At 68.7% G+C, this 14,641-nt stretch carries 11 protein-coding genes; 3 read left to right on the top strand and 8 right to left on the bottom strand.

What is annotated here, in order from left to right; genetic code table 11:
• The first annotated feature begins 238 nt into the window (after positions 1-238).
• On the top strand, positions 239-1,720 hold the full coding sequence (mptB, locus tag B3I25_RS02320; RefSeq protein ID WP_286737684.1) for a polyprenol phosphomannose-dependent alpha 1,6 mannosyltransferase MptB: 1,482 nt from the start codon (positions 239-241) through the stop codon (positions 1,718-1,720).
• A gap of 55 nt (positions 1,721-1,775) precedes the next feature.
• Here the strand turns inward: mptB and glnA are convergent, their stop codons facing one another.
• On the bottom strand, positions 1,776-3,200 hold the full coding sequence (gene glnA / locus B3I25_RS02325) for a type I glutamate--ammonia ligase (protein ID WP_064845161.1): 1,425 nt from the start codon (positions 3,198-3,200) through the stop codon (positions 1,776-1,778).
• Between the two features lie 235 nt (positions 3,201-3,435).
• Here glnA and B3I25_RS02330 point away from each other — a divergent pair, with 235 nt between their 5' ends.
• A complete protein-coding gene (locus B3I25_RS02330) occupies positions 3,436-3,882 on the top strand; it encodes an RDD family protein (RefSeq protein WP_286737686.1) in 447 nt (148 codons plus the stop codon).
• Between the two features lie 35 nt (positions 3,883-3,917).
• On the opposite strand, the gene B3I25_RS02335 is transcribed toward B3I25_RS02330, so the two are convergent.
• From B3I25_RS02335 to lipB, 3 genes are all read right to left on the bottom strand, one after another.
• On the bottom strand, positions 3,918-4,667 hold the full coding sequence (locus B3I25_RS02335) for a DUF4191 domain-containing protein (RefSeq protein WP_035961354.1): 750 nt from the start codon (positions 4,665-4,667) through the stop codon (positions 3,918-3,920).
• Between the two features lie 174 nt (positions 4,668-4,841).
• Positions 4,842-5,849 carry a lipoyl synthase gene (gene lipA / locus B3I25_RS02340; RefSeq protein WP_286737688.1) on the bottom strand — a complete coding sequence of 336 codons (1,008 nt, stop codon included), beginning with the start codon at positions 5,847-5,849 and terminating at the stop codon, positions 4,842-4,844.
• 115 nt (positions 5,850-5,964) lie between these two features.
• Positions 5,965-6,702 (bottom strand): lipoyl(octanoyl) transferase LipB, encoded by a 738-nt coding sequence (gene lipB, locus B3I25_RS02345; RefSeq protein WP_098054537.1) that lies wholly within the window; start codon positions 6,700-6,702, stop codon positions 5,965-5,967.
• Between the two features lie 74 nt (positions 6,703-6,776).
• Here lipB and B3I25_RS02350 point away from each other — a divergent pair, with 74 nt between their 5' ends.
• Positions 6,777-8,735: a serine/threonine protein kinase gene (locus B3I25_RS02350; protein WP_286737689.1), complete on the top strand. Its 1,959-nt coding sequence runs from the start codon at positions 6,777-6,779 to the stop codon at positions 8,733-8,735.
• 277 nt (positions 8,736-9,012) lie between these two features.
• On the opposite strand, the gene B3I25_RS02355 is transcribed toward B3I25_RS02350, so the two are convergent.
• The 4 genes from B3I25_RS02355 to B3I25_RS02370 all read right to left on the bottom strand — a co-directional run bounded on the left by B3I25_RS02355 (position 9,013) and on the right by B3I25_RS02370 (position 14,513).
• Entirely contained in the window at positions 9,013-9,363 is a 351-nt protein-coding gene (locus tag B3I25_RS02355) for a hypothetical protein (RefSeq protein WP_035961358.1), read from the bottom strand.
• Between the two features lie 124 nt (positions 9,364-9,487).
• Positions 9,488-11,332: a 2-oxoglutarate dehydrogenase, E2 component, dihydrolipoamide succinyltransferase gene (sucB, locus tag B3I25_RS02360; RefSeq protein ID WP_286737690.1), complete on the bottom strand. Its 1,845-nt coding sequence runs from the start codon at positions 11,330-11,332 to the stop codon at positions 9,488-9,490.
• 119 nt (positions 11,333-11,451) lie between these two features.
• Complete coding sequence (lpdA, locus tag B3I25_RS02365) at positions 11,452-12,819, bottom strand: dihydrolipoyl dehydrogenase (RefSeq protein ID WP_286737691.1); 1,368 nt, start codon at positions 12,817-12,819, stop codon at positions 11,452-11,454.
• A gap of 170 nt (positions 12,820-12,989) precedes the next feature.
• On the bottom strand, positions 12,990-14,513 hold the full coding sequence (locus B3I25_RS02370) for a leucyl aminopeptidase (RefSeq protein ID WP_098054529.1): 1,524 nt from the start codon (positions 14,511-14,513) through the stop codon (positions 12,990-12,992).
• Between the last annotated feature and the right edge of the window lie 128 nt (positions 14,514-14,641).

Consider the following 14,641-nt stretch of genomic DNA (forward strand, 5'->3'; position numbering starts at 1 on the left):
CCCGCGACGCCGCCTCGCCCCGGGCATCCGGTTGGCGTACGACGTCGCACGGTAGGATCACCCCGACGCCGCCCCCGCGCACCGCGCGCCGCGGCGGACGATTCCCAGACCCCTCATCTGCGGCCACCGCGGAAGCACCGGGAGGCCCGTAGTGCGCATCACGTCCAGGACGGAACGTCACTCGACGCTCCCCGGAACCGGACGGGACGCAGCCCCGGGACGGGACGCGACGTCCTCGGTGTCATTGACCCGCACCGTGGTGATGGGCTCGCTGGGCTCGCTCATGCTACTGTTCGGCTCCCTGGGCGTGGGATGGCTCGCGAGCGTGTCCTCGCTGCGGCGCATCCCGCTGATCATGTGGATGCGCTTCGAGACCGTGGGCGTGGTGGTCTCGGTCGTGATGCTCGCCCTCGGAGCCATGCTCCTGGTGCGGCAGTGGCTGCGCCTGGGCCAGAAACTCAGACCGTGGGGACCGGAGAGCGCCCGCTGGGTGCTGATCTCGATCGCGGCGTGGGCGGCGCCCATGCTCGTGAGCATCCCGTTGTTCAGTCGGGATGTGTACTCGTACATCGGGCAGGGCCGCGTGATAGCGAACGGGTTGAACCCGTACGAGTCCGGGGTCTCCACGATCGACAACTTCTTCCAACTGGGCGCGGACCAGTTATGGGCGGAATCCCCGCCCCCGTACGGCCCGGTGTTCCTGTGGCTCGAACAGCTCGTGGTCCTCGTGACCGGTGCGGACCCGGACGCCTCCGTGCTGCTGTTTCGGGCCTTGTGCGTGGTGTCCGTGATCGCGTGCATGTGGGTCATCCCGCGCCTGGCCCGGCTGCACGGCGTCAATCCGCGGCGGGCCATGTGGCTAACGGTGGCCAATCCGCTGTTCCTCACGAACTTCGTGGTAGCCGCCCACAACGACGCGATCATGCTGGCCCTGGCCCTGATCGGGACCTACGTGGCGGCAATGCACCGCAACTGGAAGGGTGGGATCGCGGGCACGACCCTCGTGACCCTGTCTGTGGCGATCAAGCCCATCACACTGATCTTCCTGCCGTTCGTGGGCCTGCTCTGGGCCGGGCGCGGTGCGTCATGGCCGCGCCGGTTCGCGATCTGGGCCCTCACGCTGGCCTACTCCGTGGCCTTGTTGGCGCTCATGGGATTCGTCAACGGCTTCGGTTTCGGGTGGGTCTCCGCGGTCTCCACACCGGGCACCGTGTACATCTGGTACGCGCCGATCGGACTGCTGGGGTTGTTCGCGCAGCTCGTGGGCAACTCGTGGGGGTTCAACGGCTCCGCGTGGATGGACGCCGTGCACACGACCGGGACGGTGCTCTCCGCCGCGGTGGTGGTCGTGCTGATGTTCGTGGGGCGGGACGCCAAACTGTTCCGCCGGCTCGCGTGGGCGCTCGCCGCGTTCGTGCTGCTGGCCCCCATCATCCAGGCATGGTACGTGGTGTGGCTCATCCCGTTGTTCGCGATCTCCGGGATCCGCGACGACTGGCAGGTGGACGTGCTGTTCTTCGTGACCGCGTTCTTCATGGTCTACGCCGTGGCGGACCAGCTGGACGTGTTCCCCTACCTGGACCTGAACCTCTTCGCGGCGCGGGTCATCGCCGCGCTCGTGGCCCTGACGTACGGCATCTACCTGTGGCTACTGGACCCGGCCACCCGGCGTGTGGCGCGGCCCCCACGAGGCGAGCGGGCGACGTCGCCCGTGCTGTGACGCGAACGCGGCCCCGCTCGCGAGGAGCGGGGCTGCGTCCGTGTGGAGCGGGGAATCAGACGCCGAAGTACATCTGGAACTCCAGCGGGTGGGGGACCACAGAGAGCGGCTTGAGCTCAACCTCACGCTTGTACTCGATCCAGGTCTCGATCAGGTCCTCAGTGAACACGTCACCGGCGAGCAGGAACTCATGGTCCGCCTCAAGGGCCTCGAGCGCCTCCGACAGGGTGCCCGGGGCCTTCTTGATGTCCTTGGCCTCCTCCGGGGGCAGCTCGTAGAGGTCCTTGTCGATGGGGTCCGCCGGCTCGATGCGGTTGCGGATCCCGTCCAGCCCGGCCATCAGCTGCGCGGCGAACGCGAGGTACGGGTTGCACGAGGGGTCCGGCGCGCGGAACTCCAGGCGCTTGGCCTTGGGGTTGGTGCCCGTGATGGGGATCCGGATGCCCGCGGAGCGGTTGCCCTGCGAGTAGACCATGTTCACGGGGGCCTCGAAGCCCTTGACCAGGCGGCGGTAGGAGTTCACGGTGGGGTTGGTGAACGCGAGCACCGCGGAGGAGTGCTCCAGCAGGCCGCCGATGTACCAGCGCGCCACGTCCGACAGGCCTGCATAACCCTTCTCGTCGTAGAACAGCGGCTCCCCGCCCTTCCACAGCGACTGGTGGCAGTGCATCCCCGAGCCGTTGTCGTTGAAGACGGGCTTGGGCATGAACGTGACGGTCTTGCCGAACGAGTCCGCGGTGTTTTTGATCACGTACTTGAACTTGAGCAGGTCGTCCGCGGCGGCGGTCAGCGTGGAGAACTTGTAGTTGATCTCCGCCTGACCCGCGGCACCGACCTCGTGGTGGGAGCGCTCGACCTCAAGGCCCACCTCGTCCAGGGCCACGCACATGGCGTCGCGCAGGTCCGCCTGCTTGTCCACGGGGGACACGGGGAAGTAGCCGCCCTTCACGGGGGTCTTGTTCGCGAGGTTGCCGCCCTCTTCCTCACGGCCGCTGTTCCAGGAGGCTTCGTCCGAGTCGATCCGGTAGAAGGTGTGCTCGGGGGAGACCTGGAAGCGGGCGTCCTCGAAGACGAAGAACTCGGCTTCGGACGCGAAGTTCGCGGTGTCCGCGATACCGGTGGAGGCCAGGTACGCCTCGGCGCGCTCGGCTACACCGCGCGGGTCGCGGTGGTAGGGCTCGCCGGTGCGCGGGTTCACGATGGAGCACGTGACCACGAGCGTCTTCTCGAGCCGGAAGGGGTCCACGAACGCGGACTGGGGGTCCGGGATCAGCTGCATATCGGACTCGGCGATGCCCTGGAAACCACGGATGGAGGAACCGTCGAACAACTGTCCGTCCGTGAAGAAGTCCTCGTCCACCGCCTTGGCCGGGAGGTTGAAGTGCTGCTGCACACCGGGCATGTCCGTGAAACGCAGATCGACGAACATGACCTCTTCGTCCTTGAGGAACGCGAGCACTTCTTCGGCTGATTGGAACATGGACCTGTTCTCCTTCTGTGTGGGCGTCCGATCGACGCCGCGGTGGCGGGGACCACCGCGGTCGTTCGGTTCTGATGTCCAGCGTAGGAACCTGGCGTTGCCCGTCCATGACACGAATGTTTCGTCCGTGTAACGCCCGGAGCGTGATGCACGGAGGGCTCGCCGACCGGTCAGTACGAGCCCCAGTCTACCGGCGGGTGCACGAGCTCCCACGTCGGCCCGTTAGGGTGAAGTCATGATTTCTCGCCAGGACATGGGCTCGTGGCTCGACGGCGCCCCCCAGGGAAGCCAGCCGTACCCCGGTCGTCGTCTGGGTCGCCCCGCTGAGGGGCCGGGCTCGATCGCTCGCTTCCCTGCGCGCCTGGTGGCCCTGGTGATCGACTGGGTGCTTGCGGTGGTTCTCGCGGGGCTGTTCCTGGCGCAGTGGAACGGGTCGGGGCTGATGAACCTCGCGGTGTTCTTCGTGATCAGCGTGCTCATGGTCGGGTTCTTCGGGCGCACCCCGGGGCACTGGATCATGAGGTTGCAGGTCCAGACGATGAAGGGCCGCCCCGCCGGTTTCGGCAGAGCGGCCCTTCGCACGCTGCTGTTGTGTCTGGTGATCCCCGCGCTGATCGCGGACGAGGACCAACGGGGTCTGCACGATCGCGCGGTCGACACCGTCCTGGTGCGCGTGCGCTGATCAGCAGGATCGCCCCACGGCCCGTGGGCGCTGGTTCAGCGACCGCGCATGGACTTACGATCTGGGCGCGCACGCATGGGATCCACGCCCTTGGGGATCGGCAGCTTGTTCTGCAGGGTGTTCATCCGGCGGTGGACCACCTGAACTTCTTGCTTAGTGAGCTTGTTCTCCAGGCGCTTCATCTCCTTGGTGAGCTTGCTCAGGGGGATCTGGTTCTCGCCGTTGCCGGACTTGAGCACGTGGATGGGGACGTTCTGGATCACCGGGCCGATGCGGCGGCGTTCCTTCTTCACGAGCTTGTCCACGCGGTTGACCGGGCCCTCGGTGATGAACACGACACCGGGGCGGCCCACGGCGCGGAACAGCAGGTCCTTGGACTTGGGATCCATCGCGGCGGGTTCCTCCTCCACGATCCACCCGCGTTTGAGGGTGGACAGCGCGGCCCCCGCGGCACCGGGTTGTCCCTCAATGCGCGAGAATGCGGCTTTCTCGGCCCGCCGTGACAGCAGGATCACGGCGGCGAGCACCGCGAACGGGATGCCGATGAGCAACCACGTGATCCAGTTGCCGAGTAGCACACCGATGAGCAGGAACACGAGCAGCACGCCTAGGCCGAGCAGGATCATCCACCACAGGATGTTCGGCTCGCGCTCGCGAGTCATCTGGAAGACCTGCTTCATCTGCGCGAAGATGCCCGGGCCCTTGGCGGCCTTGCGCTGGCGCTTCTCCTCGCGCTTACGGTCGCGTTCGGCGGCCTTGGCCTTGGTGGACGTGGCTGGTGACACAGTTCTTCCTCGCACTCGCTGACACAGGGGATCTCCGCCATTCTATCCGCTGAGGCCCGACGACGCGGCGTCTCGTCCGTAGGGAAGCCCTCCCGGGTGCCGCGCGGCACCCGGAACGGACGACGCTGCCCGGAAGCAGGCGGCGTCGTCCGCGGAGCGGTGTTGATGCGGGCGTCAGCCCAGGCGGGCCAACAGGGAGGAGGCTTCCTGGCGCGCGGAACCCGAGTCGTCGATGTGGGACAGGTGCTCGGGGATCTCGCGGCCCATCTTCTTCATGGCGCGTGCCCACAGCTTGCCAGCGCGGTAGCTGGAACGCACCATGGGCCCTGCCATCACGCCCAGGAAGCCGATCTCCTCGGCGGCCTTGGAGAGCTCCACGAAGGTTTCCGGCTTCACCCAGCGGTCGATCGGGTGGAACGTGGGGCCGGGGCGCAGGTACTGGGTGAGGGTGATGATGTCGCAGCCGGCGTCGTGCAGGTCGCACAGCGCCTCGTAGACCTCGTCGTCGGTCTCGCCCATGCCGAGGATCAGGTTGGACTTCACGATCATCCCGTTCTCCTTGCCCTGGGTCAGGACGTCCAGGGACCGTTCGTACGCGAACGCGGGACGGATCTGGCGGAAGATGCGGGGGACGGTCTCCAGGTTGTGCGCGAAGACCTCGGGCTGGGCGTCGATGACCTGCTGCAGGGCGTCCGGCTGACCCTTGAAATCGGGGATCAGGATCTCCACACCCGTGCTCGGGTTCAGGGCGTGGATCGCGCGAATGGTCTCGGCGTTGAGCCATGCGCCGCCGTCCGCGAGGTCGTCACGGGCCACCGAGGTCACGGTCGCGTAGCGCAGTCCCAGGTCACGCACGGACTCGGCGACCTTGCGAGGCTCGGCGACGTCCACCATGCCCGGCTTGCCCGTGGCGATGTCGCAGAAGTCGCAGCGGCGCGTGCACGTGTCCCCGCCGATCAGGAACGTGGCCTCACGGTCCTCCCAGCACTCGTAGATGTTGGGACACCCGGCTTCCTCGCACACCGTGTGCAGCCCGCGACCCCGGGCCATGGACTTCAGTTCCGTGAACTGGGGTCCCATCTTGGCGGTGTTCTTCAACCACGAGGGCTTCTTCTCGATGGGCACCTCGGCGTTGCGTGCCTCGACGCGCAGCAGTTTGCGGCCTTCGGGGGCGATGGTCATGAGTACTCCTCGCTGGTGGCGCTGGCGGGGCCCGGTCCACGCGGATGAGCGGGTCGGGCCGTTCTCAGGGGTCTGTTCTCGACGATCCGCGATTGGTGCGGTGGCTGTGGCCCGGTCAGGACACCGCGGTGGGTGAGGCGTCCCTCGCTCGGGAGTCACCCGTGTGCGGCAGTCGCACGGGCGGTGCCGGGACATCGGGTTCGAAGGCGACGCACAGGTCCGCCTCACGGGCCGCGAGTTCCTGCTCCATACGCTGCACAACGTCCGCCGGGTCGATCCGATTCCCGGTCTCCTGGCTGATCGAGGTCACGCCGGCGTCCGTGATCCCGCACGGGATGATCTTGCCGAACGGGCGCAGGTCGTTCGAGCAGTTCAAGGCGAAACCATGCATCGTCGCACGCTTGGAGACCTGCACGCCGATCGCCGAGATCTTGCGATCGGGGCCCCGCTCGTCCGCGAGCACCCACGCGCCGGACCGGCCCTCCACGGTGGTCGCGGGCACGCCGAAGTCACGGACCACGGCGATGATGACCTCTTCCAGGACACGCACGAAGCGCACCACGTCCAAGGGGATCGGCAAGCGCACGATGGGATACCCCACGAGCATCCCGGGGCCGTGGTAAGTCAGTTTCCCGCCCCGGCCGATCGGGACCACGTCCGTGCCGTCCCACGGGTACTCGTGCTTCTCGGTGCGGCGCCCGGCGGTGTAGACGGGTTCGTGTTCCACCATCAGCACCGTGTTGCCGCGGGTTCCGGCCACGACCTCGCCGTGGACCTCCCGCTGCAGGTCCAAGCACTCGCGGTAGTTCACGAAGTCCGGTGCCAGACCGATGCGTTCGAAGTGCAGAGCCATTCCGCCAGCCTATCCCTTCCGCCCGTCTGTGGATAACGTGAGCGGGCCGCTGTGTTTCACGGCACAGTGGGGTCATGAACGCAGAGCAGGAACCGGAGCAGCTCGAGGCGCCGTCCAGGACCCGTGACGCGTCCGCGCCGTCGCGTGGGCACAGCGCCCGGGACCGCGTGCGGGCCGTGCGCGCGGGTGAGCGGCGTCGTCACGGCCGCGAGGGGTACGACGACGCCGCGGCGGCCCCGGGTGCGGCCCCCTCCGCTAGTGCGGTATCCGCTGGCCATTCGGTACCCGCCCACCGTGTGCAGCCCGCCGACCGTGCGGAGTCGCCCGAGTCGATGAGCGATCCGGCCGCCGAGACGGTCGAGCGCGACGGTCTCGAACTCGTGGAGAAGCTCGGGGAGGGCGGTGGGTCCCGCACGTGGCTGGCCCGGGAACGCACGACCCATGAGAAGTACACCGTCACGTTCGTCGTGACCGAGGACCGCGAACACCGGCGGGCCGGCGAGGAGCAGATCGCCGCCCTCGTCGAGGCATGGGCGGAGTCACCGCATCCCGAGCTCGTGAGCGTGCGCGCGACCCTCGGCGGGGACGGCGCATCCCGGGCGCTCGTGGCGGACCACGTCCGCGGCAAGACCCTTGAGGACACCATGCGCGACCGGGGACGGTTGCGGCCGGAGGACACCGCGCCGGTTCTCGCGGCGGTCGCTCGTGCGCTTTCGCACCTGCACGAGCGTGGCTGGGTGCACGGGGACCTCGCGGCGCATCACGTCCTCCTCACGCTGGACGAGCGCGCGCTCGTGGACGGCTACGGCGTTCCCGCGGGCAGCTCGGTGGGGCCCGTGCCATGGGGTGTCGCGGATCGGCCCGCGCACCCCGGGGTGGCGCTCGGCCCCGCGGAGGATGCATACACCGCGGTGCAGGACGTGCATGCCCTGGGCGTGCTGGGGTGGCTCGCGCTCACGGGCCGCCACCCCGGCCCCGAGTCGCACCGGGTGCCGTTGACGCTCATGTGTCCCGCCGCGCCGCGTCACCTCGTGCTGATGCTCGAAGCCGCCCTGGCTGACGACCCCGCCGCGCGCCCCTCCGCGCAGGAGCTCGCCGCAGGTTTCTCGGCCTCCGCACCGCGGAGCAAACCGGTCGGCCGGCCACCCGAACGCATGACCCCGGAGGTCATCCGCGCGGACGGCACCGTGGTGCGGCCCCGCCGCCTCATGCCCCTGCGCCCCGTTCCCCGTCGGCTCGTTCCCCCGCGTCGGATTCGGATGAGTCCGGGCGGCGTCGCCGTGGCCGGGGTGGACACGTCCGTGCGGCGCAGGGCGTGGCTCGCGGCCGCCGGAGTCCTGGGTGCAGCGGCCCTGGCATGGGGATTCCTCGCGTGGGACGGTGGCGGGCCCGTCGCCAGGCCCGCCGAATCCGGTGCGACGTCGGCAGCCGAGGCGGGGACGGCGTCGTCGCCCCCGGATGCGGCCGCCGGGACACCCTCCGGAACGAGCTCGCAGTCCCCCGGGGCGACCCCCGTGCCGGACGCTGCGGGGGCGTCCAGGGAAGCCACCGAGCGATCGGCCACCGCGCCAGGAGAGACCATGCAGGACAAGGACGGTGAGGCGCGAAGGGCCGTCGAAGGCCTCGTGTCCGCCCGCGCGGCGGCGCTCGCGGCCGGGGACGAGACGGCCGTCGCGGAAGTGTACGTCGCGGATTCGGGACTCGCCGCGCGGGATCGGGACCTGATCCGGCGCGCGAAGGCCCAGGACACCTCGGGATCGGGATTCACGGCCTTGTCCAGTGTGAGCATGGACGTCGCCCGGTTGACCGAACAGCGGCCCCGCGCCGGGTCGGGTCTCACGCCCGCCGAGGCGGCCCGCACTCGCACCTACGACGCCGAGGTCCGGACGCGGGGCTGGCACGGCGAGTTACCCACGGGCTCCCACGTGACCCGGCAGGGGGACGAGGCCCTTCAGACCCTGCGGATCTCGGTGACCCACACCCCGCAGGGGTGGCGGCTCGCCGACGTCACACCGGTCGAGGCCGCCCCGTGAGAGGCGGCCCATGACGGCCCCCGCGCGACGGCTGCGACATGAGGGTCGGCTCGTGAAGGTCTCGTCATGATGGTCGGATCGCCGTGGGAGGCTGCCGCGCGCCGACGGCATCGACAGGTCCGCAACGGGTGGCTGCGAGGCAGCCGCCGCCCATGGGCGGAGGCGCTGACCCGCGGGTCGTGAGCAACGCGAAGCCCCTGTGCCGTCGCAATCTGAAGGGAACGCGCGACACCGGGGCTTGCGGTGGGAACGGGGGACGTTCAGGGAAGCGGGTGGCTCACCAGAACACCGCGACGGCGGCATTGATCACGGCTAGACCGCCGACCGCGTGGGCCAGCCCGGTGGACACGGGCTCGCCGCGCTTGGTCTTGCGCATCCCGATGAACGCCGCGACGGCCACGACGAGCAGGATGATCAGTTTGACGCCGATCTTCATGTGGTTGACCGCGAAACCGTCCTGCATCTCGCGGAAGACCACCATGACCAAACCGGTCAGCAGCATCACGATCGCGGCCCAGAACTGACCGGACGTGACGGTGGGGCGCTTCATGGTGAAGAGCCACGTGCCGATGATGACGGCTAGACCGAGGAAGTGGAGGAACAACATCAGGCTGAAGAGGAAAGACATGATTCGAGCCTATCGGAGCCCCGTCACACGAAACCGCCGGGATGCGTTCTGAGTGATCCAGAACACATCCCGGCGGCCGGGAAATCAACCGAACGGTTGACCGCGGTGGGTCACAGGGAAACCCTTACAGGCCGACCTCCGACTCGAACTGACCCGCTTCCAGGCGCTTCTTGAGCGTGCCCAGGAACCGGCCGGCGTCCGCGCCGTCCACGAGACGGTGGTCGTAGGTCAGGGACAGGTAGCACATGTGGCGGATGGCGATGGTGTCGTTGCCGTCCGCGTCCGTGAGCACCATGGGGCGCTTGACGATCGTGCCCGTGCCCAAGATGGCGACCTGCGGCTGGTTGATGATGGGCGTGTCGAACAGAGCACCGAAGGAACCGATGTTCGTGATGGTGAAGGTCCCACCGGTCAGCTGATCCGGGGAGATGGAACCGTCCTTGGCGGCGGCACCCACTTCCGCGATCTGCTTGGCCAGACCACCCAGGTTCAGGTCACCGGCGTTCTTGACGACCGGCACAAGCAACCCGCGGGGGGTGTCCACCGCGATCGCGATGTCCTCGGAGGCGTTGTAGACGATCTCCTTGGACTCTTCCTTGAACGTGGCGTTGAGCACGGGGTGCGCCTGCAATGCTTCGGCCACGGCCTTGGCGAAGAACGGCATGAACGTGAGCTTGGCGCCCTCGCGCTTCTGGAACTGGTCCTTGGCCTTCTGACGCAGCTGGGCCACGCGGGTCATGTCCACCTCGGTCACCTGCGTGAGCTGGGCGGAGACGTCCAGGGACTCGCGCATGCGCTTGGCGATGGTCATCCGGATGCGGGGGGCCTTCTCCGTGGTGCCGCGCTTGGCGTCCGGGGCGGGGGCGGAGGCCGGCTGGGCTTCGGAGCCCTGGCGGGACACGGCCGGTGCCATGTTGGCGCCGGTGTCCTGGACCTGGGGAGCCTCGGACTGCTTGGCGGCTTCCTCCGCGGCGGCGAGCACGTCCTGCTTGCGGATGCGCCCACCCACACCCGTGCCGGTGATCGTGGACAGGTCCACGTCCTTCTCACGGGCCAGCTTGCGCACTAGCGGGGTCACGTAGCCGGGGACGTCCTTGGTGCCGGAGTCCGAGGACTTGGCATCGGAATCGGAGGACGCACCGGACTCGGACTGCTTGGCGGGAGTGGGCTTCTCCTCGGAGCCGGAGCTCTTCTGGGGAGCCTTGGCCTCGGCGGCCTGTTCGGTGTTCTCACCGGAATCGGCTTCGGTCGCGGCGTCCTCGATCTGCTCGGCCTTGGTCTCACCCGACTCGTCGGAGGAGCCGTTGTCGGAGTCGGAGTCGGAGCCACCGGAGCCGGCGGCGGACTCGTCGCCCACGATCGCCAGGACCTGGCCGACCTCGGCGTCCTCGTCCTCCTGGACCTTGATCTCCAGCAGGGTCCCGGCCACGGGGGAGGGGACCTCGGTGTCGACCTTGTCGGTGGAAACCTCCAGCAGGGGCTCGTCGACCTCAATCTGCTCGCCGACCTCCTTGAGCCAGCGGGTCACGGTGCCCTCGGTCACGGACTCACCCAGCGCGGGCAGGGTGACCTCCACGGAGTTGCCCGAGGACTGCTTGGTGTCGGCCTTGGGGGCCTGCTCGGTCTCGGTCTCCGCGGCCTGTTCGGTGTTCTCACCGGAATCGGCTTCGGTCGCGGCGTCCTCGACCTCCTCGGCGGAAGCGTCCGAGGAGTCATCGGAACCCGAACCGGAGCCGTCACCGATGACGACCAGCGGGGCACCGACCTCCACGTCCTCGTCCTCCTCGACCAGGATCTTCTCGACGACGCCGGCCACGGGGGAGGGGACCTCGGTGTCGACCTTGTCGGTGGAGACCTCGAGTAAGGGCTCGTCCACGGCCACCTCGTCGCCCACCTGCTTCAACCAGCGGGTCACGGTTCCTTCGGTGACAGACTCGCCCAGCGCGGGCAGGTTAACGGTTTCAGACATTGTGTCGTCCGTCCCTCTCTAAAGATCGGAAAATGTGCAACGTGTCCCGGGTCCGTGCGGTCCCGGGGTGGTGAGGGGCCGGGTGCCCACCCCGTGGGGCGGGCACCCGGTGCAGTGGATCAGCCGTGCAGCGGAGTGCCGGCCAATGCCATCGCTGCCTCACCGATGGCCTCGTTCTGGGTCGGGTGGGCGTGGACGAATGCCGCCACGTCCTCGGGGTAGGCCTCCCAGTTCACCATGAGCTGGCCTTCACCGATCTGCTCACTGATGCGGGTCCCGATCGCGTGGAACCCCACGATGGGTCCGTCCTTCTCGCGCACCAGCTTGATGATGCCGCCGGTGCCCAGGATGGAGCTCTTGCCGTTGCCAGCGAGGTTGTACTCGAAGGTCTCCACGTTGTCCTTGCCGAACTTCTCCTCCGCCTTGGGCTGGGAGTAGCCCACGGAGGCGATCTCGGGTTCGGTGAACGTGACCTTGGGGACGTTGATGTCCGGGACCACCACTGGGTTGAGCCCGGCGATCTCCTCGGCCACGAAGCGGCCCTGCTGGTAGCCGCGATGGGCGAGCTGCACGCCGGGGACGATGTCACCGATCGCGTAGATGTTGGCCACGCCCGTGTGCAGGCGCTCGTCGGGGGTCACGAAACCGCGGTCCATGGGGATGCCCTGGTCCTCGAAGCCCATGCCCTCGGTGTTGGGGCCGCGGCCCACGGCCACCAGCACGATCTCGGCCTCGAATTCCTTGCCGTCCGCGAGGGTGACCTTGGCGCCGTCGTCGTTCTGCTCGACCTTCTCGAAGAACGTGCCCAGGTTGTACTTGATGCCGCGCTTCTTGAACTCGCGCTCAGCGATCTTCACGATGGCCGGGTCCTCGTTGGCCACGAGGTGGGGCAGACCCTCGATCACGGTCACGTCCACGCCGAAGGAGCGCCACATGGAGGCGAACTCGCAGCCGATCACGCCGCCGCCCAGCACGATCGCGGACTTGGGCACGAAGTCGATCTCGAGGGCCTCGGTGGAGGTCATCACGCGACCGCCGATCTCGATGCCCAGGGTCTTGGAGAAGGAACCAGTGGCCAGGATGATGTGCTCACCCGTGTAGGTGGTGCCGTCCACGTCGATGGTGTTGGGGCCGGTGAGCTTGCCGTTGCCCTGGATCACGTCCACCTTGCGCACCTTCATGAGCCCGGTGAGACCCTTGTACTTGCCCTGCACGACCTTGTTCTTGTACTCGCGTACGGCCGCCATGTCGATGGACTCGAGGGAGGCCTTGATGCCGTACTTCTCCGACTCCCGGGCGCCTTCGGCGAGTTCGGCCGAGTGCAGGTACGCCTTGGTGGGGATGCAACCCCAGTGCAGGCACGTACCTCCCAGCTTCTCCTTCTCGATCAGCGCCACGCTGTAACCCAGCTGCACCGCGCGCAGTGCGGCGGAGTACCCGGCGGATCCTCCGCCCAGGACCAGAATGTCGTATTGGTTGTCGGCCACGTTGGCTCCCTCGGGGTTCGAGTTCTTGGTTTCTGATGCCCGCCCGGGTCCCGATCCTGGGTGTGTGTGGGGCGGTCACGGTTGGGGTCCAGCCTAACGCCACCCCGGGGGGCTCACCAGACATTGCATCCCGGTGGACCCCCGCAGCGTGGCGCACGACCGGGGAAAACCTACTCGGCGAGGTCCTGGGCCACCGCGAGCATGGTGCGCACCCCGAAGCCGGTCCCCTCCTTGGGTGTGTACCCCCAGGGCTGCGACTCGTTGAAGGAGGGGCCCGCGATGTCGATGTGCGCCCACGGGATCCGCCGGCCACGCTGCTCGGGGACGAACTCCCGCAGGAACAGCCCGGCCACGAGCATCCCGCCGTACTTGTCGCCCATGTTCTTCAGGTCCGCCACGAACGAGTCGAGGGACGGACGCAGGTGCTCGGGCAGCGGCATGGGCCACGCGGATTCGCCCGCGCGGGAAGCGGCGCGCACGACACGTTCGCGAGCGGCGTCGTCGCCCATGATGCCCGCGGTACGCACGCCGAGCGCGGCCATCTGCGCGCCCGTCAGGGTCGCGATGTCCAGCAACAGGTCCGGGTTCTCCTGGCCCGCGGCCCACAGCCCGTCCGCGAGCACCAGGCGGCCCTCGGCGTCCGTGTTCAACACCTCCACGGTGTGACCGCTGAACATGCTCAACACGTCACCCGGACGGGTCGCGGAGCCGGAGGGCAGGTTTTCGGCGAGGCACAGCCAGCCCGTCACGGTCACGGGCAACTGGAGCGCAGCGGCCGCGAGGACGGTGCTGAGCACCGCGGCGGCACCGGCCATGTCCGACTTCATGGTCATCATCGAGGCCGGCGGCTTCAACGACAGGCCGCCGGAGTCGAACGTAATGCCCTTGCCCACGAGCGCCACGTGCTTCTTGGCGCGGGCCGGGGACCACTGCAGCTTGACCAGGCGCGGCCCGTTCACGGAGCCCCGCCCCACGCCCAGCAGGCCGCCGTAACCGCCGCGGGTCAGTTCCTTCTCGGCGAGCACCTCGACCGAGACCTTCGTGCCCTTCGCGGCGGTGGTCGCCACGGCCGCGACGAACTCGGGGGTCGCGGTGTCGGGGGAGAGGTCCACGAGGGTGCGCGTCAGGCGCACGGCGCGCGCCACCTGGGCGGCCCGGATGACGGCGTCCTTCGCGGTCTTGCCGAGGTTCTTGGGTACGACCACGGTCGCCGCGCTCAGCGGAACGTCGGCCTCGGAGGCCGTGCGGGACTTCTGCGTGACGTAGTTGAACGCGCCCAGCCCGATCCCCTCGGCCACGGCCTGGACCTCGGTCTCGGAGGCCACGGGCAGCGCGAACACGGCGGTTTCGGCCGCCCCGCGCAGGGTCCGCGCCGCAGCACCGGCCGCTTGGCGCAGGTTCTCGCCACGCTCGTCGTCCTCACCACGGCCCAGTCCCGTGAACACGACGGACCGCGCGTCCACCTCGTCCGGGGCGGGCACCACGAGCACGCGGTCGAGCCCGCCGGAGACCCGGGCCCGTTCGGCGAGCTCCGTCAGACGACGCCGCACGCCCGCCTTGACGTCGCTCGGTACCGCGAGCTCGCCGTCGTGGCGTACCCCCAGCACGAGGGCGTCTGCGGAGGTGCCCAGGGGCTTGGTGCTGGTCTCGAGGCGTACCTCGTGGGTGGCCAGGATGTCCTGCGGTGTGGTCACTGTCGTGTCCTTTCACGGGTGGCTGACGACGATGCGGCGCGGTACGGATGGCCGCGACGTGCGCGGCGTTCGTGTGGCGCGCACGACTCCGATCCTAGCCAGCACAGCCCCGGGGAAGCGGGGAATAG

It is taken from the genome of Kocuria sp. UBA1838, assembly GCF_002338785.1.
In the GTDB taxonomy this organism is placed as follows: domain Bacteria; phylum Actinomycetota; class Actinomycetes; order Actinomycetales; family Micrococcaceae; genus Kocuria; species Kocuria marina.

Excerpts from the sequence above, each read along its gene's own strand:
- B3I25_RS02350 (WP_286737689.1), top strand. The coding sequence starts at position 6,777 with ATGAACGCAGAGCAGGAACCGGAGCAGCTCGAGGCGCCGTCCAGGACC.
- B3I25_RS02355 (WP_035961358.1), bottom strand. The coding sequence starts at position 9,363 with ATGTCTTTCCTCTTCAGCCTGATGTTGTTCCTCCACTTCCTCGGTCTA.
- lipB (WP_098054537.1), bottom strand. The coding sequence starts at position 6,702 with ATGGCTCTGCACTTCGAACGCATCGGTCTGGCACCGGACTTCGTGAAC.
- glnA (WP_064845161.1), bottom strand. The coding sequence starts at position 3,200 with ATGTTCCAATCAGCCGAAGAAGTGCTCGCGTTCCTCAAGGACGAAGAG.
- B3I25_RS02330 (WP_286737686.1), top strand. The coding sequence starts at position 3,436 with ATGATTTCTCGCCAGGACATGGGCTCGTGGCTCGACGGCGCCCCCCAG.
- sucB (WP_286737690.1), bottom strand. The coding sequence starts at position 11,332 with ATGTCTGAAACCGTTAACCTGCCCGCGCTGGGCGAGTCTGTCACCGAA.
- lipA (WP_286737688.1), bottom strand. The coding sequence starts at position 5,849 with ATGACCATCGCCCCCGAAGGCCGCAAACTGCTGCGCGTCGAGGCACGC.